This window comes from Achromobacter sp. K91, assembly GCF_003576205.1.
Classification (GTDB): Bacteria; Pseudomonadota; Gammaproteobacteria; order Burkholderiales; family Burkholderiaceae_B; genus Achromobacter; species Achromobacter aegrifaciens.
In genome coordinates this window covers 1-17,506 of the sequence record NZ_QWFB01000036.1, presented here as the reverse complement: position 1 = coordinate 17,506, position 17,506 = coordinate 1, and the positions used below count along the sequence as shown (strand labels likewise).

The following is a 17,506-nucleotide window of genomic DNA, read 5'->3' as shown; positions in this document are numbered from 1 at the left end:
TGCCGGTCACCCGTCGACCGGCTTTTCAGGCGTATCCAGCGTCAGCTGATAGAACGCCAGATCCAGCCAGCGTCCGAACTTGAAGCCTGCCTCGCGGATGGTGCCTGCATGCGTGAAGCCCAGCTTCTCGTGCAGGCGGATGCTGCCCTGATTGCTCGCGTCGATGCCGCCGACCAGCACGTGCACTTGATTGGCGCGCGCCCGCTGGATCAGCTCGCGCATCAGCGCCTCGCCCAAGCCCAGTCCGCGAAAACGTCCGTCCACGTACACGGAATGCTCCACCGAGTACTTGAAGGCCGGCCAGGCGCGGAAGGTGCCGTAGCTGGCGAAGGCCATCAGTTCGCCGTCGGCATTCTCGTACCCAAGCACCGGAAAACCGCCCTGCTGCTTGGTCTGGAACCAGCCCAGCATCGCCTCGCGCGGCCGCGGCTTGTAGTCGTACAGCGCGGTGGAATTGACGATGGCGTCGTTGAATATGGCCAGTATCTGGTCGGCATGGCGCTCATGCGTGCAATCGACCAGGGTTGCGCCATCCGGCGCGCGGGTTTCGGCGTGCGTAGTCATGGCGCAAATTGTAGCGACCCGCAAGGCCTTGCGGCGATTCGGCTTTCGGCCGCTACAGGCAAAAAAAACCGGCGGAGCCGCCGGTTCAATTGGATCTTGCCGCTTCTGGCCACTCTCAGGCGGCGCGGCTCTCAGCAGATCGGGCGGCGGGCGGCTCGCCACGCAAGCCAGGGCAGTTGCGCCATGCAAGCTCATCCGCATCCATGTCCAGGTCGAACAGATCGTTGGCGGCGGGCCAGGGATGGCTGCGCGCCGCCGCGCCTTCCATTTCCAGCACGTGCCCGGCGAAGCCCCGTGGCGAGCCGCCGCACTCCGCGAAATATCGTTGTGTGCTCAAGTCCACCACATAGGTGGTCATGTCATGGGTCAATATGGCCACGAATTGGCCGTCATCACTGGCATAGGCGTACTGAAACTGTCCTTTGATCCCGTCGCCGCTCAATGGGCTGCCGGTCAATTGGGACAAGGCACGCGTGACGATCTCGGTCAGCATGGGTCGTTCCTCCGGTAAGTGCGCCGGCACAATGCCGGCGGCGAAGGCGCGAACGACAAGCACCGGCGCCGGGCAGAAAACGGCGTCTGGCGTTGGACGGGAAACCTGTGGGCGGGCTGTCGCGCATCCCGTCTGCAACTGGGTACTGCGTCTTGAAAAGCTTACACCCGTGGGCCGGGACAGCTCAAATCAGCCCCGTCATTTCGTCATATTGCGCCGCAACATCACAGCCGGACGCCCCTCCTGGACCCTTATGCCGCCGCAACTGGCACGGCTGCTTCACCTGTGTCACCAATTTGCCGCAATCGCCAGTCCTCACGCCCAATGCGGTACAGCACGTGTCGACACAGCGGATGCCCCTGTGGAACGGCGGGATGGTCGAAACCTTCCGGATCCTCCCTCATGCCCAAGCGGTCCATCACCGCACGCGAACGCAGGTTGCCCGTGGCCGTGAAGGCCACGATCTCATCCAGTCCCACCTGCTCGAACCCCGCGCGCAAGGCCGCCTCGGCGGCTTCGCTGGCGTAGCCCTTGCCCCAGTGCCGCTGCGCCAGGCGCCAGCCTATCTCCACGCCTGGCGCGAACGGCAGGGTGGGCGCCAGCGGCTTGATGCCGACAAAACCGATGAAGGGCGCCACGCCTGGCGCCTCCACGGCCCAGAAGCCCCAGCCGTGCTCGTCGATGCCGGCGGCCAGCCGGTCGGCAAGCGCATCGCTTTCCTGTGCATTCAGCGGCAGCAGGTACTCGGCGACGCGGGGGTCCTGGTTCAGCGCCGCGAAAGGTTCACGGTCGGCGGCGCGCCATTGGCGCAGCACCAGGCGCGGCGTTTCGACTTCCAGGGATAGAGACATGACGGACTTCCTTGCTTGCTTGCGGTCCCGGGCCGCGCGCCGCGGACAACGCCGCGCCGCGCCCCTGAACCATTGCCAACGTATACACTCCAACGGATTCTGCCATGCCAAAGGAATTGTCTGCCATGCGCCTGTCCCTGTCGAAGCTGCCGCGCCCGCTGAGCGTGCTGCTGTTTTCCTCCTTCCTGGCCTTTCAGGCCGGCGCCGCCAGCCTGCCGGCGGGCGTCTCGGAGGCCGCCTCGATCGAAGGCATCACCGAATACCGTCTGGCCAACGGCCTGAGGGTGCTGTTGGTTCCCGATGAATCCAAGCCGTCCACCACCGTCAACATGACCTACCTGGTGGGCTCGCGCAACGAGAACTACGGCCAGACAGGCATGGCTCACCTGCTGGAGCACATGCTGTTCAAGGGCACCTCGACCACCCGCAACGCCATGGGCGAGTTCTCGCGCCGCGGCTTGCAGGCCAATGGTTCGACCTCCAGCGACCGCACCAACTACTTCGCCAGCTTCGCCGCAAACCCCGACACGCTCAAGTGGTACCTGGGCTGGCAGGCCGACGCCATGGTCAATTCCCTGATCGCCAAGGAAGACCTGGACTCGGAAATGACCGTAGTCCGCAACGAAATGGAAAGCGGCGAAAACAGCCCCTTCCGCATCCTGATGCAGAAGATGCAGGCCGCGGCCTTCCAGTGGCACAGCTACGGCAAGAACACCATCGGCGCCCGTTCCGACGTCGAGAACGTGGACATCGGCCAGTTGCGCGCCTTCTATCACGAGTACTACCAGCCCGATAACGCCGTGCTGATCGTGGCGGGCAAGTTCGACCCGCAGGCGACCCTGGCCGACATCGAGGAAACGCTGGGCAAGCTGCCCAAGCCCGAGCGCAAGCTCCCGCCCGAATACACGGTGGAACCCGTGCAGGACGGTGAACGTTCCGTAACCCTGCGCCGCACGGGCGGCACGCCGCTGGTCGCGGCCATGTACCACATTCCTGCCGCCGGCAGCGCCGACTTCGTGCCGCTGGACCTGGCCGCCACCATCCTGGCCGACACGCCCTCGGGCCGTCTCTACCATGCCTTGGTCCCGACCAAGCTGGCCTCGGGCGTGTTCGGCTTCACCATGGAAAACCTGGATCCGGGCCTGGCGATGTTCGCCGCCCAGCTGACGCCCGGCAAGAGCCTGGACGCCGCCATGAAGGCGCTGACCGGCACGCTGGAGACCCTGGACAAGAAGCCCTTCACACAGCAGGAGCTGGACCGCGCCCGCAGCAAATGGCTGACTGCCTGGGAACAGACCTATAGCGATCCCGAACAGGTCGGCGTGGCGCTGTCCGAGGCCATCGCCGCCGGCGACTGGCGCCTGTTCTTCCTGCAGCGCGACCGCGCCCGCAAGGCCACGCTGGCCGAAGTGCAGCGCGCCGCGACTACCTACCTGGTCCAAAGCAACAGCATCGAAGGCCGCTACATCCCCACCGAGAAGCCCGTGCGCGCGCCGCAAGAACAACGGGTGGACCTGACGGCCGTCTTCAAGGACTACAAGGGCGATCCGGACTTCAAGGCCGCATCGGCCTTCGACCCCACGCCCGAGAACATCGACAAGCTGACGCAGCGCAAGAAGCTGGACCTGCCCAACGGCTCCGTGCAGTTGGCGCTGCTGCCCAAGGCCACGCGCGGCAACCGGGTGCAGGCGCAGATGCTGATCCAGTTCGGCAACGAAAAAGACCTGCTCGGCCAACGCGTGAATTCCAGCGCCGTGGCCGACCTGCTGACCCGCGGCACGGCCAAGCTGTCGCGCCAGGACATCCAGGACCGCCTGGACAAGCTGCAGGCCGAACTCGGCTTCAGCGGCGGCGGCACCACGCTCAAGATCGCCATGTCGACCAAGGGCGAAAACCTGCCCGAACTCACCGCGCTGGCATTGGACATCGTCCGCAACGCCAACTTCCCCAAGGAGCAACTGGAGGAATATCAGCGCCAGCTCGAAACCTCGATCCAGAACGCCATGACCGAACCGTCGGCACTGGCCGGACGCGCGCTGGCCCGCCAGGACAATCCGTGGCCCGCCAATGACCTGCGCTACGTGCCGACCTTCGAGGAATCGCTGGCCGGCGTGCGCGCCCTGAACCGCGACGCCCTGGTCAAGTTCCATTCCAAGTTCTACGGCGCCGGCAACATCGAGTACTCGGCGGTGGGCGATTTCGAGCCCGCAGCCGTGGAAAAGGCGCTCAAGACCGGTTTGGCCGGCTGGAAAAAGGCTCCTGGCTACACGCGCGTGCCCAATCCGTACCGCGACATTCCCGCCAAGCAGTTCGACATCGACACGCCCGACAAGGCCAATGCGTTCTACATTTCGCGCATGCCGCTGAAGCTGCAGGACACGGACGCGGACTACGCCGCGCTGTACCTGGCCAACTACCTGTTCGGCGCCTCCGAAACCTCGCGCCTGTGGAACCGCGTACGCGAAACCGACGGCCTCTCGTACAACGTGCGCAGCTCGCTGTCGGTCTCGTCGTTCGAGCCCTCCGCCAGCTGGACCATGTACGCCATCTACGCGCCGCAAAACCGCGAGCGCCTGGAAAAGGCCATCGGCGAAGAACTGGCGCGCGTGCTGAAGGACGGCTTCACGGACAAGGAAATCTCGGACGGCATCACGGCCCTGCTGAACTACCGCAATCTGGCCCGCGCCCAGGACGACGTCCTGGCCAGCACCTGGCTGGATTACATGCAGCGCGGCCGCACCTTCGCCTGGTCGGCCGACATGGACAAGAAGATCTCCGCGCTGACGGCCGATTCGGTCAATGCGGCTTTGCGCAAGTATCTGCGCGCGGACGGTTTCAGCACCGCGGTTGCCGGCGACTTCAAGAAGAAGCCGGCGCCCTGACCAGGCCCGCCTCGCTCAAGCCCCGCTGCGGCGGGGCTTTTTTTGGCTTTCCGGCGCTGGTCAGCTCACCAAAATTCACCAGAACGCCCCCCGACTATGCCAAAAATGGATGAAATCATAAAAGCGAACGTGATTACTCGATTATTTGGAAAGATGTTTTCAAGAAATACGGGTTTATCCCAGGTGGGATAACGAGCACAATTCAGTCATCGGGAACACACAACGAACCACGACGGAGGGCCGCCGGATTCGGTCCCCAACCAAGACGAATTGGAGGTCTACCATGAAAACCCTAACCACCACCCTGCTGCTATCCCTGGCCCTGGTTGGCGTTGGCGCCCAAGCCGCCGGCGTTGAACAAGCCAAGAGCAGCGCCCAGGTCGCCACTGAACTGCAGCAAGCCAAGATCAGCGGCCAGTACACCTTCGGCGAGCTGGACTATCCGCCCGCCCTGCCCCAGACCACCAGCCTGAGCTCGCAGGAAGTGCAAGCCCAGCTGCAACAAGCCAAGGTCAGCGGCCAGTACACCTTCGGTGAACTGGAATACCCGGCGGCTGTATCCGCCCCCGCCAGCGCCAAGACCAGCGCTGAAGTCCAGCAGGAACTGGCGCAAGCCAAGGCCAGCGGCCAATACACGTTCGGCGAACTCGAGTACCCGCCGATCACCCGGTGAGCTGCTTGCTGTGGCCCGGCCGGCCTCGGACGGCATCATGGTTTGAGGCCGGTTTTTATCGGCGACAGCGGCGGTCGAAGTAGCAGTAGAAGTAGAAGTAGCAGTAGCTGTGAAAGTAGCAGTAGAAGCTGAAGTTGAAGTTGCAGTCGATACAGCAGTTGCAGTACTCGCAGTAGCAGTAGCACTGGACCGCGGCGCAAGCCGCGGTCTTTTCATATGCGCGCTGCCCCCGCCCCCACGCCCTCGCCGGGCAAAAAAAAGCCGCGATCATGATCGCGGCTTTTTGCATGCCTCAGCCAATTCAGCTGAAGAATTCCTTCACCCGGTCGGTCCAGGACTTGCTTTGCGGCGAATGGCGGTCGCCGCCATCGTTCAGCGAAGCCTCGAACTGGCGCAGGATGTTCTTCTGGTCGTCGCTCAGGCGCACGGGCGTTTCCACCACTACATGGCAGTACAGATCGCCCGGGTAGCTGCCGCGCACGCCGCGGATGCCCTTGCCGCGCAAGCGGAAGGTCTTGCCCGACTGCGTGCCTTCGGGGATCGAGATTTCGGCCTTGCCGCCCAGCGTCGGTACCTGAAGCTCGCCGCCCAGCGCCGCCGACGTGAACGGAATGGTCAGTTCGCAATGCAGGTCGTCGCCGTCGCGCTGGAAGATCTTGTGCTGCTTGATGTGGATTTCCACATACAGATCGCCCGGAGGACCGCCGTTGATGCCCGGTTCGCCGTTGCCACTGGAGCGGATGCGCATGCCGTCATCGATGCCGGCCGGAATCTTGACCTGCAGCGTCTTGTTGCGGCGGATGCGGCCCACGCCGTCGCAGGCGGGGCAGGGATCGGTGATTTCCTTGCCGTTGCCATGGCAGGTCGGGCAAGTCTGCTGCACGCTGAAGAAACCCTGCTGCATGCGCACGGCGCCCGAGCCGCCGCAGGTGCGGCAGGTCTTGGGCGAGGTGCCGGCCTTGGCGCCGGACCCGTGGCAGGTGTCGCAGTTTTCCCAGCTGGGCACGCGGATCTCGGTGTCGAAACCGGCCGCGGCCTGCTCCAGCGTGATTTCCAGCGCGTACTTCAGGTCGGCGCCGCGGTAAACCTGCGGGCCGCCGCCACGGCGGCCACCGCCGCCGCCGCCGAAGATTTCGCCGAAGATGTCGCCGAACGCATCGGCGAAACCGCCGCCCATGCCGCCGCCCATGCCGGCGGAGTTGGGGTCCACGCCCGCGTGGCCGTAGCGGTCGTAGGCGGCGCGCTTCTGATCGTCACCCAGGACCTCGTAGGCTTCCTTGGCTTCCTTGAACTTCTCTTCGGCTTCTTTGCTGTCCGGATTGCGGTCCGGATGGTACTTCATGGCCAGCTTTCGATAGGCCTTCTTGAGGTCGTCGTCCGAGGCGTTCTTCGCTACGCCCAAGACTTCGTAATAGTCACGTTTTGCCATGATCCGTGGGCTCGAAAACGAGCCTTCTTTTCAGTGCTACAGAATGAGTACGCCCGGTAGGCGGATTTCTCCGGCTACCGGGCGGCAGAGGCAGGTCAGCGCCCGGCCATTATTGGTCGCGCTTGACTTCCTTGAAGTCGGCGTCGACGACATTGTCGTCCACCGGCTTCGCGTTGTCGGCCGCTTGCTGCTGGCCAGCGGCTTGCTGCGCCTGCATGTCGGCGTACATCTTTTCGCCCAGCTTCTGCGAAACCGTCGACAGGGCTTCCACCTTGGCGTCGATCGCGGCCTTGTCGCCGTCCTTCAGCGTGTCTTCCAGTTCCTTGATGGCGGCTTCGATGCCTTCCTTTTCGGAAGCCTCGAGCTTGTCGCCATATTCGGTCAGCGACTTGCGGGTGGCATGCACCAGCGCATCGGCCTGGTTGCGCGACTGGGCCAGTTCGGCAACGCGGTGATCTTCCTCGGCATTGGCCTCGGCATCCTTGACCATGCGCTGGATCTCGTCTTCCGACAGACCCGAGTTGGCCTTGATGGTGATCTTGTTTTCCTTGCCGGTGCCCTTGTCCTTGGCGGACACGTGCAGGATGCCGTTGGCGTCGATGTCGAAGGTGACTTCGATCTGCGGCATGCCGCGGGGCGACGGCGGGATCCCTTCGAGGTTGAACTCGCCCAGGGCCTTGTTGCCCGCAGCGATTTCGCGCTCGCCCTGGAACACCTTGATCGTCACGGCCGGCTGGTTGTCGTCAGCGGTCGAGAAGGTCTGCGAGAACCGGGTCGGAATGGTCGTGTTCTTCTGGATCATCTTGGTCATCACGCCGCCCAGGGTTTCGATGCCCAGGGACAGGGGGGTGACGTCCAGCAGCAGCACGTCCTTGCGGTCGCCCGACAGCACGGAACCTTGAATGGCGGCGCCAGCGGCGACGGCTTCATCGGGGTTCACGTCCTTGCGCGGATCCTTGCCGAAGAATTCCTTCACCTTTTCCTGGACCTTGGGCATGCGGGTCATGCCGCCGACCAGGATCACGTCGTCGATGTCGGAAACCTTCACGCCGGCGTCCTTGATGGCCACGCGGCAGGGCTCGATCGTGCGTTCGATCAGTTCTTCGACCAGCGCTTCCAGCTTGGCGCGCGTGATCTTCAGGTTCAAGTGCTTCGGGCCCGAGGCATCCGCCGTGATGTACGGCAGGTTGATTTCGGTCTGTTGCGCCGAGGACAGCTCGATCTTGGCCTTTTCGGCCGCTTCCTTCAGGCGTTGCAGGGCCAGCACGTCCTTGGACAGATCAACGCCTTGTTCCTTCTTGAACTCGGCAATGATGTAGTCGATGATGCGCTGGTCGAAGTCTTCGCCGCCCAGGAAGGTGTCGCCGTTGGTCGACAGCACTTCGAACTGCTTTTCGCCGTCCACATCGGCGATTTCGATGATGGACACGTCGAACGTGCCGCCGCCCAGGTCATAGACGGCGATCTTGCGGTCGCCCTTTTCGGTCTTGTCCAGGCCGAACGCCAGCGCGGCTGCGGTGGGTTCGTTGATGATGCGCTTGACTTCCAGACCGGCGATGCGGCCAGCGTCCTTGGTGGCCTGGCGTTGGCTGTCGTTGAAGTAGGCGGGCACGGTGATGACGGCCTCGGTCACCTCTTCGCCCAGGTAGTCCTCGGCGGTCTTCTTCATCTTGCGCAGCACGTCGGCCGACACTTGGGGAGGCGCCATCTTCTTGCCGCGCACTTCCACCCAGGCGTCGCCGTTGTCGGCCTTGACGATGGCATAGGGCATCAGGTTGATGTCCTTCTGCACCGCCTTCTCTTCGAACTTGCGGCCGATCAGGCGCTTCACCGCATACAGGGTGTTGCGCGGGTTGGTCACGGCCTGGCGCTTGGCCGGCGCGCCGACCAGGGTTTCGCCATCGTCCATGTAGGCGACGATGGAGGGGGTGGTGCGAGCGCCTTCCGCGTTTTCAATGATTTTGACCTGCCCGCCGTCCATGACAGCCACGCAGCTGTTGGTCGTGCCCAGGTCAATGCCAATAATCTTGCTCATGGTCGGTTACCTTGATTGAATCTATGAAAATAGGGAGAAACTTCTTGTCCCCACATAACTGGGGCTGCCCGCAGGGTTTTTCAAGACGCCTGGCCGGAATTTTCTACAGCCGTTTCCTGCAGGCGGCGCATGGCCGCGGTGAACTGCGGCAGGCCGGGCCAGCCGGTGACGCGGCCCAGCCGCTTGCCAGCGCGGTACAGCACAAAAGTGGGGACACCATGCAGCGAGAAGCGCCTTCCCAGCGCTTCGTCCGCGTAGACGTCGGCTTCGAACCAGGTCAGCCCCAGCTCCAGCAGCGCGTCCCGGTGCAGCAAGGCGGTCTGCTTGAAAATATTGCAGTTATAGCAATCCTGTCCCCAGAGGAACACGCAGCGCAGATCCGTCCCCGGCGCCTGCACCACCGCCGCGTCGAATCCCTCGGTGTCGACGTGCCGCATGCCGAACACCTGGAATATCTGGGCGGGGTCGAACCGGGGATCCGTCATGGCGCGCCGCCTGCTCAGCCCTGGCCGGCGGACACCACGACCAGCGCGGGGCGCAAGGTCCGGTCGGCGATGGCGTAGCCCTTTTGCAGCAGCTGGACCACGGTATTGGCGGGCTGCTCGGCGGGGATGGACGAAATGGCCTGGTGCAGGTGCGGGTCGAACTTGTCGCCCTGTGCCGGCGCGATTTCCTTGAGCAGATTGCGCTCGAAGGCGGCCGTCAGCTGCTTGAGGGTCACTTGGACGCCTTCGCTCAGGGTTTCAACGGTTTGCTCAGGCTGGGCCAGCGCTGCTTCCAGGCTGTCCTTGACCGGGACCAGGCTTTCCGCGAACGACTCGATTCCGAACTTGCGCGCCTTGGACACGTCTTCCTGTGCACGGCGGCGCACGTTCTCGGCTTCGGCCCGGATGCGCAAAAGCTGGTCCTGCTGCTCATTGACGGTAGCCTGGGCGGCGTCCAGCTGGGCGCGCAACTCGTTCAGCTCGGCCTGCACGGCGTCCTCGGCGGCGGAGGCCGCATCGGCGTTCTGGCCGACTTCGGGCGTCTGATCTACAGGCTCGTTGGGTGCCGTCATGGGGAATCCTCCAAAAAGTATGGCTTTCGCAGACATGAATGGGGGCCAATACCCCTATTTCAAGCCCGGGAAAGCAAATATTCCCTGACGGCGCCAGCCAGCAGAGGCAGGCGGAATGTAATCAGAAATCCGCCCAATTTCTGCCAAATGCCGTCAAATCTCAGACTGCAAGCATAGATTCAGCGCTTTTCGACGCCATCCGGCAAATGGCGGACGCCCTCTGCGCCAGGCTATTTCTTGTGCGGCTGTGCGGGCGCCACCGGGTCGCTGGCGGGAAAACTGTCCTTCAGGGCGCGGTCCACGGCGCGGTCCTCGTCCGGCTCGGGGCTGATCGCGATGGGGTCGCTGGCGGGGAAGGTCTCGGCAAGCGCCTCGTCCAGTTCGTGTTCCACCTGATCTTCGTCCACCGGGGTACTGACCTGCCCCTTTTTGACGATCTTTCCAGTCTTGGGATCATGGTGCATGCGCCTTCTCCTTCAAGTCCGTGATTTGCGTGGGCCACCCCTGCAAGTGGCGTGCCACCAGGTCGGCCAGCCCTGCGATCCAGGCCGGATCGTCGTTGATCGCCGGGATGTAGCGGAAACGCTTGCCGCCGGCCCCGATAAAGGCGTCGCGGCACTCCAGGCTGATCTCTTCCAGGGTTTCCAGACAGTCTGCCACAAAACCCGGGCACACCACATCGACCTCGGTAACCCCGGCGGCGGCCAGAGCCTTCAGGGTCGGTTCGGTATAGGGCTCCAGCCAGCGGGCCGTACCGAAACGGCTCTGGAAGGTCACCTCGACCTGTTCGCGCGGCAGCGACAGGCGTTGGCCCAGCAGGCGCGCCGTTTCCATGCAGTCGCGGTAGTACGGGTCGCCCAGTTCGATCGAATAGCGCGGCAGGCCGTGAAAGCTCATGACCAGCTTCTGCGGTTTGCCGTGCTCTTGCCAATAGCGTTCGATGCGACCGGCCAGCGCGTCCAGATAGGCCGGCTCTTCGTGGAAACGCTTGATGAAGCGCAGCTCGGGCTGGTCGCGCAGGCGGCCGGCATGGCGGGTGACCGCATCCACCACCGTGGCGGTGGTGCTGGCGGCGTACTGCGGATAGAGCGGGACGGTCAGTATGCGTTCGCAGCCCTGCCGGCGCAGCCGGGAAATGGCGTCCGGGATCGAGGGGTTGCCGTAACGCATGCCCAGCTCCACCACGGCGTCGATTCCGGCCTCGGCCAGGGCCGCGCGCACACCATCGGCCTGTCGCTGGCTGTACACCATCAGGGGCGAGCCTTCCTTCATCCAGACGCCGGCGTAGCGCGGCTCCAGCTTCTTGGGCCGCATCGTCAGCACCAGGCAATGCAGGATGGGCTTCCACAGATAGCGCGGGATCTCGATCACGCGCGGGTCGGACAGGAACTCGCCCAGGTATTTGCGTATGTCTTGCTTACCCGGGGTGTCCGGGGTGCCCAGGTTCACCAGCAGCACGCCGACCTTGGCCGGCCCGCGAGGCGCGGGGTCTTCGTTGAAGGGGTCCTCCTGCTCGGGTTCCGGCAGATAGCGCTCAGGCCACAGGTACTTGAACAGGCGAAGAAACACAAACACTCCCCTTCCTCCGCAAGGAGGACGTAGCTTCGGATGGACCTACTGGTTGTGGCTGAGGGCGTTGGACAGCAAGCGCGCCGTGATATCCACGATGGGAATGACGCGTTCGTAGGCCATGCGCGTGGGACCGATCACGCCCAGCGTGCCCACGACCTTGCCGTCCACGCCGTAAGGCGCGGTGATGACCGAGACCTCTTCCATCGGCACCAGCTGCGAATCGCCGCCGATGTAGATCTGCACGCCCTGGGCGCGGGTGGACACGTCCAGGAGCTGCAGCAGGTCGGTCTTTTTCTCGAACAGCGAGAACATCTTGCGCAGGCGGTCCATGTCGGAGGCGATGTCGGTCACGTCCAGCAACTTGCGCTCGCCGGAAATGACCATGGCATCGCCGTCCTCGGCGGCTTCCGCGCTGGCTTCGACCGCGGCCTGCATCAGGCGCGAGATGTCCTCGCGCAATTGCGCCAGTTCGGTCGACAGGGTTTGCCGCACGACATTGAAGGACTTGCCGGCGAAATGCATGTTGAAGAAATTGCCGGCTTCCAGCAGTTCCGCTTCGGCATAGTCGCGCTGAACGAAAAGGATGCGATTTTGAACATCGCCGTCGGGCGTGACGATGATGAGCAGCACGCGCTTATCGGACAGGCGGATGAATTCGATCTGGCGGAACACCTGGGCGCGCTTGGGCGTGAGCACCACTCCCGCGAACTGGGTCAGGTTGGACAGCAGGGCCGCGGCGGCATTGACGGCGCGCGTGGGTTCGGCGGCCGCCAGCATCTCGCCCATGTTGTGCGGTTCGAGCTGGTAGGACTGCACCGCCAGCAGCGAATCGACGAACATGCGGTAGCCCCGCGGCGTGGGCACGCGGCCGGCGGAGGTGTGCGGGCTGTGGATCAGTCCCAGTTCTTCGAGATCCGCCATCACATTGCGGATCGTGGCCGGGGACAAGTCGAATACTTTCGATAGCGTCCGCGAGCCGACTGGCTGCCCATCGGCGATATAGCGTTCGATCAACGCTTTCAGTAGTGCGCGTGCGCGGTCATCCATAACAAGTATTTTAGGGAATCTTTTTCAATTGAGGCGATTTTTGTCCCGCAAGCACATATGCGGCCCCATATAATCGGCTAAACCGCCCATTCCGGGCAGGTTTCGGCTTCTGGTCCGGCCTTTTTTGATACGCAAGCAGCCATGCATTTTCCTACCGTAGCCCTGATCGGCAGATACCAGGACACCGGCCTGGACACACCGCTGAGAGCACTCGCCCACGCGCTGACGCAAGCGGGCCGGCAGGTGCTCATCGATGCGGACACGGCGCGCAACACCGGGCTGACCGAATACCCCGTCGCCACGCTCGAGGAAATCGGCAAGACCGCGTCGCTGGCCGTCGTCATGGGCGGCGACGGCACCGTGCTGGGCGCCAGCCGCCACCTTGCTCCCTATGGCATGCCGCTGGTTGGCATCAACCACGGACGCCTGGGCTTCATCACCGACATCGCGTTGCAGGACGCGCATGGCGCGCTGGCGCGCGTGCTCGAAGGCAGCTTCCAGATCGAGGAACGCATGCTGCTGGAAGGCAGCGTGTGGCGCGGCGATCAGAAAATGTATTCCGCGTCGGCCCTGAACGACGTGGTGCTGAACCGCGCGGGACGCGGCGGCATGATCGAAGTGCGGGTGGAGCTGGACGGCGCCTTCATGTACACGCAGCGCGCCGACGGCCTGATCATCGCCACGCCTACGGGCTCCACCGCGTATGCGCTGTCGGCCAACGGTCCCATCCTGCATCCGGGCATGAACGCGATGGTGCTGGTGCCGGTGGCGCCGCAAACCCTGTCCAACCGCCCCATCGTCATTCCCGACTCCGGCGTGCTGAACATGACGCTCACGGCCATGGGCCGCGTGGAAGTCGGCGCCAGCGTGCATTTCGATATGCAGACCTGGTCCGACCTGCAGCCGGGCGACCGCATCGTCGTGCAGCGCGCGCCCTATACCATCCGCTTCGTGCATCCCGAAGGCTACAGTTTCTTCTCCACCCTGCGCCGCAAGCTGCACTGGAACCTGATGCCCGAAGCCTCCGACAACGTAGAGTAGTAAGCGCCCCGACATGCTGCGCACCCTGCATATCCGCGACTTCGTCATCGTCGAACAGACCGAGATCCATTTCGGCCCCGGCTTTACCGTCTTTTCCGGTGAGACCGGCGCAGGCAAATCCATACTGGTGGACGCGCTGGCGCTCACGCTGGGCGAACGCGGCGACGCCAGCATGCTGCGCGAGGGCGCGCCGCGCGCCGACATCACCGCGGTCTTCGATACCCCCAAGGGCCTGATCGCCTGGCTGCAAGAGCGCGAGATCGACGCCGACACGGAACTGTCCCTGCGCCGCGTCATCGACGCCCAGGGCCGCAGCCGCGCCTACATCAATGGCACGCCGGCCACCGTGGCGCAATTGCGCGAACTGGGCGACAGCTTGGTCGACATCCACGGCCAGCATGCGCACCAGAGCCTGATGCGCGCCGACGCCCAGCGCGACCTGCTGGATGCCCACGGCGGCCATGGCGAACTGCGCAACTCGGTCGGCCAGGCCTGGAAGCAATGGCGCGCGTTGGCGCGCCAGCTGGAATCCGCCGAAAAGGACGCCGCAAGCCTGGCTACCGAACGCGACCGCCTGCAATGGCAGGTCGACGAACTCGATCAGCTGAATCTCGGTCCCGACGAATGGGATGCGCTGCAGTCCGAGCACACCCGCCTGTCGCATTCGCAATCCCTGCTGGATGGCGCCAACCAGATCCTCGAAGGGCTGGACGGCGAAGGCGATTCCGCACACCACCGGCTCACCGCGGCCAACCACCGCATCCAGCAGATGCTGCGCCACGATCCCGGCTTGCAGGGCGTCTACGATGAACTGGAATCGGCCCGCATCGCGATCAGCGAGGCCGTATCGGACCTGAACAACTACGTCAGCCGAGTCGATCTCGATCCTCAGCGGCTCGTAGCGGTCGAGGCGCGCCTGGGCCTGGTATTCGAAACCGCTCGCAAATTCCGCGTCGAGCCCGACGCGCTTTGCGAGCTGCGCGACACGCTGCATGCGCAGCTCAAGGCGCTGCAAGCCGCGGGCGACATCGATGCCCTGCGCGCCCAGACGCAAGCTGCGCAGGCACAGTACGACGCCACGGCCGCCAAGCTGACGACGGCTCGCCGCAAGGTCGCCAAGGACCTGGGCAAGCAGGTCACGCAAGCCATGCAGACGCTGGCCATGCAGGGCGGCAAGTTCGAACCCACGCTGGCCGAATCGGCGCCGTCCGCGCACGGCAACGAGCAGGTTGAATTCCTGGTGGCCGGCCATGCCGGCACCACGCCGCGGCCGCTGGCCAAGGTGGCTTCGGGCGGCGAACTGTCGCGGATTTCGCTGGCGCTGTCGGTCATCGCCAGTCGCGCTGCGCGCGTGCCGACGCTGATCTTCGATGAAGTCGACAGCGGGGTGGGCGGCGCGGTGGCCGAGGCCGTCGGCAAGCTGCTGCGCGAGCTCGGCGAACGCCATCAGGTGCTGTGCGTGACCCACCTGCCCCAGGTCGCGGCCTGCGCCAACAACCAATTCCTGGTCAGCAAGGCGGAATCGCGCGGCGCCACCCGCTCCAGCATCGAGGAACTGGACGCTTCCTCCCGCGTCGAGGAAATCGCGCGCATGCTGGGTGGCATCAAGCTCACGGCGACCACCCGCGAACACGCCCGCGAAATGCTGGAAGGTTTCGGGCAGAACTGAAGCGCTGGCCCGCCGCTTTACGGCGGGGACGCCGGCAAAAACAGGGCCGATTCGCGCCATAAAAAAATCCCCTTCACATTGAAGGGGATTTGGATCTCACGGACCCGCTGCGAGCGTAGCCGCGGGCCGTAGGCAGGGCCGGATCAGCGGCCCTTCATGCAGCTGCCGCAGATGCCATACAACACCATGGCGTGGCTTTCCAGCGCGAAGGAGTTGTCCTTGGCAATCTTTTGCTGACGCTTTTCGATTTCGGGGTCCGAAAACTCGACCACCTTGCCGCAATTCGTGCAGATCAGGTGATCGTGGTGATCGCCGTCGTTGAGCTCGAACACCGCCTTGCCGCTGTCGAACTGGCTGCGGGCAAGGATGCCGGCCTGTTCGAACTGGGTCAGGACGCGATAGACGGTGGCCAGCCCGATTTCGACGTTTTCGCCGATAAGGGCGCGATAGACGTCTTCGGCGCTCAGGTGCCGTTGATCCGATTTCCGGAAAATATCAAGAATTTTCAGGCGGGGAAACGTCGCCTTCAAACCCATGTTCTTCAGTTCGCTTTGGTCGCTCATGGTGTAATCGCTCTCCGTCCGCGTTGGCATGGGCAGGATAGGTTCACCGCGAGCCGGCTCACCGAAATCATGCCGCCACGCGGAACTATCCTTATGAAACCTTTATGATAACGGTTTTGTCTGCTTCCAAATAATAGGGGCGCGTAGTGTCCATGATTGCACGAATTCCCTCCCGTTCGCTGAAGACCGGCCTGGCGGTGGCCGCTCTGGCCGTCGCCCTGGCTGGATGCTCGGGGGACAAGTGGGGCTTCCCCTACAAGGCCGGCGTCCAGCAAGGAAACTGGATCACCCAGGAGCAGGTCGCCCTGCTGCAGCCCGGCATGACGCGCGAGCAGGTGCGCTTCGCCCTTGGCAGCCCCACGCTGACCAGCGTGCTGCACGCCAACCGCTGGGACTACCCCTACTACTACAAGCCTGGCTACGGCGACGCCCAGGAACGCAAATTCACCGTCTGGTTCGAAAACGACCGCCTGACCCGCTGGGAAGGCGACAAGCAGCCAGAACTGCAGCCTTACCAGATCAATACGCCCAACGCCGTCGCCGACGAAAAGGCAGACAAGCGCCTCATCGAAGAAGAAACCCGCCAGAAGGAAGAGGAAGACCAGCGCAAGCGCGACTCCGCCGCCCCGGTCAGCCCCCTCAACCAGTACCCTGGCCAGCCCGGCAACGCCCCAGAGCCGCTCAAGTAACACCAAGGACTATCTATGCGTATCGCAATTGCCGGCGCCAGCGGCCGTATGGGCCAGATGCTGATCGAAGCCGTGCTGAACGCCTCCGGCCTGCAGCTCGCCGTGGCGCTGGACCGCCAGGGCTCGGCCGCGCTGGGCCAGGACGCCGGCGCGCCGCTGGGCAAGCAGACGGGCGTGGCCATCACCGATGACCTCGACGCCCTGGCCCAGGCCGACTGCCTGATCGACTTCACCCGCCCCGAAGGCACGCTTGAACACTTGCAGGCCTGCGTCAAGCACGGCGTGAACGCCGTCATCGGCACCACCGGTTTCGACGACAACGGCCGCGCCGCGATCGAAGTCGCCGCCCAGAAGATCGGCATCGTCTTCGCGCCCAACATGAGCGTGGGCGTGAACGCCACGCTCAAGCTGCTGGACATGGCCGCTCGCATCCTAAACTCCGGCTACGACGTCGAAGTCTTCGAAGCGCACCACCGCAACAAGGTCGACGCGCCTTCGGGCACCGCGCTGAAAATGGGCGAAACCATTGCTTCGGCCTGGAACGTGGCCCTGCCGGACGTCGCCACCTGGAGCCGCCACGGCGATACCGGCGTGCGCAAGCCGGGCACCATCGGCTTCTCGGTGCTGCGCGGCGGCGACATCGTCGGCGACCACACCGTGTCCTTCTGCGGCACCGGCGAACGCATCGAGATCACGCACCGCTCGGCCAGCCGCGCCACCTACGCGGAAGGCGCCCTGCGCGCCACCCGCTTCCTGGAAGGCAAGCACAACGGCCTTTACGACATGCAATCGGTGCTGGGCCTCTGAAGCCCAAGCCCTCGCCTGCAAAAAAGGACCCTGCGTGAACTGACCCCCAGAAGTTGGATGGTCAGAAGCTAAAGGCCGAAGGCCTGAGCTCGGTACTGCACCGGGCTCAGGCCTTTTAGCTTGAGCTTGATGCG

Annotated in this window: 18 protein-coding genes; 6 read left to right on the top strand and 12 right to left on the bottom strand. The window is 64.1% G+C overall.

Features of this window, described 5'->3' with window-relative positions:
* Positions 1 to 6: 6 nt before the first annotated feature.
* The 3 genes from DXK93_RS18165 to DXK93_RS18155 all read right to left on the bottom strand — a co-directional run bounded on the left by DXK93_RS18165 (position 7) and on the right by DXK93_RS18155 (position 1,908).
* Positions 7 to 564, bottom strand: coding sequence for a GNAT family N-acetyltransferase (locus DXK93_RS18165; protein WP_119450767.1), 558 nt, complete (start codon positions 562 to 564; stop codon positions 7 to 9).
* Between the two features lie 115 nt (positions 565 to 679).
* The gene (locus tag DXK93_RS18160) at positions 680 to 1,057 is read right to left on the bottom strand and encodes a hypothetical protein (RefSeq protein WP_054450052.1); all 378 of its coding nucleotides are present in this window, start codon (positions 1,055 to 1,057) and stop codon (positions 680 to 682) included.
* Between the two features lie 251 nt (positions 1,058 to 1,308).
* Positions 1,309 to 1,908, bottom strand: coding sequence for a GNAT family N-acetyltransferase (locus DXK93_RS18155; protein WP_119450766.1), 600 nt, complete (start codon positions 1,906 to 1,908; stop codon positions 1,309 to 1,311).
* A gap of 125 nt (positions 1,909 to 2,033) precedes the next feature.
* Between DXK93_RS18155 and DXK93_RS18150 the strand changes: the two genes are divergently transcribed.
* Together DXK93_RS18150 and DXK93_RS18145 are read left to right on the top strand one after the other, a co-directional pair.
* Positions 2,034 to 4,790, top strand: coding sequence for a pitrilysin family protein (locus tag DXK93_RS18150; protein ID WP_119450765.1), 2,757 nt, complete (start codon positions 2,034 to 2,036; stop codon positions 4,788 to 4,790).
* 283 nt (positions 4,791 to 5,073) lie between these two features.
* On the top strand, positions 5,074 to 5,463 hold the full coding sequence (locus DXK93_RS18145) for a DUF4148 domain-containing protein (protein WP_119450764.1): 390 nt from the start codon (positions 5,074 to 5,076) through the stop codon (positions 5,461 to 5,463).
* Positions 5,464 to 5,764: 301 nt separating this feature from the next.
* On the opposite strand, the gene dnaJ is transcribed toward DXK93_RS18145, so the two are convergent.
* From dnaJ to hrcA, 7 genes are all read right to left on the bottom strand, one after another.
* Positions 5,765 to 6,892: a molecular chaperone DnaJ gene (gene dnaJ, locus DXK93_RS18135; protein WP_059373782.1), complete on the bottom strand. Its 1,128-nt coding sequence runs from the start codon at positions 6,890 to 6,892 to the stop codon at positions 5,765 to 5,767.
* Positions 6,893 to 7,001: 109 nt separating this feature from the next.
* Positions 7,002 to 8,927 carry a molecular chaperone DnaK gene (gene dnaK, locus DXK93_RS18130; protein WP_054450039.1) on the bottom strand — a complete coding sequence of 642 codons (1,926 nt, stop codon included), beginning with the start codon at positions 8,925 to 8,927 and terminating at the stop codon, positions 7,002 to 7,004.
* 80 nt (positions 8,928 to 9,007) lie between these two features.
* Positions 9,008 to 9,412, bottom strand: coding sequence for a thioredoxin family protein (locus DXK93_RS18125; RefSeq protein WP_054450037.1), 405 nt, complete (start codon positions 9,410 to 9,412; stop codon positions 9,008 to 9,010).
* Positions 9,413 to 9,426: 14 nt separating this feature from the next.
* Entirely contained in the window at positions 9,427 to 9,984 is a 558-nt protein-coding gene (grpE, locus tag DXK93_RS18120) for a nucleotide exchange factor GrpE (protein ID WP_054450035.1), read from the bottom strand.
* A 230-nt stretch (positions 9,985 to 10,214) separates the two neighbouring features.
* A complete protein-coding gene (locus tag DXK93_RS18115) occupies positions 10,215 to 10,448 on the bottom strand; it encodes a hypothetical protein (RefSeq protein ID WP_013391860.1) in 234 nt (77 codons plus the stop codon).
* Positions 10,438 to 11,553 carry a ferrochelatase gene (hemH, locus tag DXK93_RS18110; protein ID WP_054451294.1) on the bottom strand — a complete coding sequence of 372 codons (1,116 nt, stop codon included), beginning with the start codon at positions 11,551 to 11,553 and terminating at the stop codon, positions 10,438 to 10,440. Before hemH ends, DXK93_RS18115 begins: the two co-directional genes overlap by 11 nt.
* A gap of 45 nt (positions 11,554 to 11,598) precedes the next feature.
* A complete protein-coding gene (gene hrcA / locus DXK93_RS18105; protein ID WP_054450033.1) occupies positions 11,599 to 12,603 on the bottom strand; it encodes a heat-inducible transcriptional repressor HrcA in 1,005 nt (334 codons plus the stop codon).
* A gap of 141 nt (positions 12,604 to 12,744) precedes the next feature.
* On the opposite strand from hrcA, the gene DXK93_RS18100 reads away from it, so the two are divergent.
* Entirely contained in the window at positions 12,745 to 13,644 is a 900-nt protein-coding gene (locus tag DXK93_RS18100) for an NAD kinase (protein WP_054450031.1), read from the top strand.
* Positions 13,645 to 13,657: 13 nt separating this feature from the next.
* Complete coding sequence (gene recN / locus DXK93_RS18095; protein WP_119450762.1) at positions 13,658 to 15,313, top strand: DNA repair protein RecN; 1,656 nt, start codon at positions 13,658 to 13,660, stop codon at positions 15,311 to 15,313.
* Between the two features lie 143 nt (positions 15,314 to 15,456).
* Here the strand turns inward: recN and fur are convergent, their stop codons facing one another.
* Positions 15,457 to 15,876 (bottom strand): ferric iron uptake transcriptional regulator, encoded by a 420-nt coding sequence (gene fur / locus DXK93_RS18090; protein WP_043543731.1) that lies wholly within the window; start codon positions 15,874 to 15,876, stop codon positions 15,457 to 15,459.
* Between the two features lie 152 nt (positions 15,877 to 16,028).
* Between fur and DXK93_RS18085 the strand changes: the two genes are divergently transcribed.
* Positions 16,029 to 16,565, top strand: coding sequence for an outer membrane protein assembly factor BamE (locus tag DXK93_RS18085; protein WP_054450027.1), 537 nt, complete (start codon positions 16,029 to 16,031; stop codon positions 16,563 to 16,565).
* A gap of 15 nt (positions 16,566 to 16,580) precedes the next feature.
* Entirely contained in the window at positions 16,581 to 17,372 is a 792-nt protein-coding gene (gene dapB / locus DXK93_RS18080; RefSeq protein ID WP_119450761.1) for a 4-hydroxy-tetrahydrodipicolinate reductase, read from the top strand.
* A gap of 68 nt (positions 17,373 to 17,440) precedes the next feature.
* On the opposite strand, the gene DXK93_RS32620 is transcribed toward dapB, so the two are convergent.
* On the bottom strand, positions 17,441 to 17,506 hold a 66-nt coding region (locus tag DXK93_RS32620), incomplete at its 5' end, for an IS3 family transposase (RefSeq protein WP_370126299.1).

Coding starts and splice junctions, on each gene's coding strand:
- fur (WP_043543731.1), bottom strand. CDS start 15,876: ATGAGCGACCAAAGCGAACTGAAGAACATGGGTTTGAAGGCGACGTTT.
- dnaJ (WP_059373782.1), bottom strand. CDS start 6,892: ATGGCAAAACGTGACTATTACGAAGTCTTGGGCGTAGCGAAGAACGCC.
- recN (WP_119450762.1), top strand. CDS start 13,658: ATGCTGCGCACCCTGCATATCCGCGACTTCGTCATCGTCGAACAGACC.
- DXK93_RS18115 (WP_013391860.1), bottom strand. CDS start 10,448: ATGCACCATGATCCCAAGACTGGAAAGATCGTCAAAAAGGGGCAGGTC.
- DXK93_RS18100 (WP_054450031.1), top strand. CDS start 12,745: ATGCATTTTCCTACCGTAGCCCTGATCGGCAGATACCAGGACACCGGC.
- DXK93_RS18160 (WP_054450052.1), bottom strand. CDS start 1,057: ATGCTGACCGAGATCGTCACGCGTGCCTTGTCCCAATTGACCGGCAGC.
- dapB (WP_119450761.1), top strand. CDS start 16,581: ATGCGTATCGCAATTGCCGGCGCCAGCGGCCGTATGGGCCAGATGCTG.
- DXK93_RS18150 (WP_119450765.1), top strand. CDS start 2,034: ATGCGCCTGTCCCTGTCGAAGCTGCCGCGCCCGCTGAGCGTGCTGCTG.
- DXK93_RS18165 (WP_119450767.1), bottom strand. CDS start 564: ATGACTACGCACGCCGAAACCCGCGCGCCGGATGGCGCAACCCTGGTC.
- dnaK (WP_054450039.1), bottom strand. CDS start 8,927: ATGAGCAAGATTATTGGCATTGACCTGGGCACGACCAACAGCTGCGTG.
- hrcA (WP_054450033.1), bottom strand. CDS start 12,603: ATGGATGACCGCGCACGCGCACTACTGAAAGCGTTGATCGAACGCTAT.
- DXK93_RS18155 (WP_119450766.1), bottom strand. CDS start 1,908: ATGTCTCTATCCCTGGAAGTCGAAACGCCGCGCCTGGTGCTGCGCCAA.
- grpE (WP_054450035.1), bottom strand. CDS start 9,984: ATGACGGCACCCAACGAGCCTGTAGATCAGACGCCCGAAGTCGGCCAG.
- DXK93_RS18145 (WP_119450764.1), top strand. CDS start 5,074: ATGAAAACCCTAACCACCACCCTGCTGCTATCCCTGGCCCTGGTTGGC.
- DXK93_RS18085 (WP_054450027.1), top strand. CDS start 16,029: ATGATTGCACGAATTCCCTCCCGTTCGCTGAAGACCGGCCTGGCGGTG.
- DXK93_RS18125 (WP_054450037.1), bottom strand. CDS start 9,412: ATGACGGATCCCCGGTTCGACCCCGCCCAGATATTCCAGGTGTTCGGC.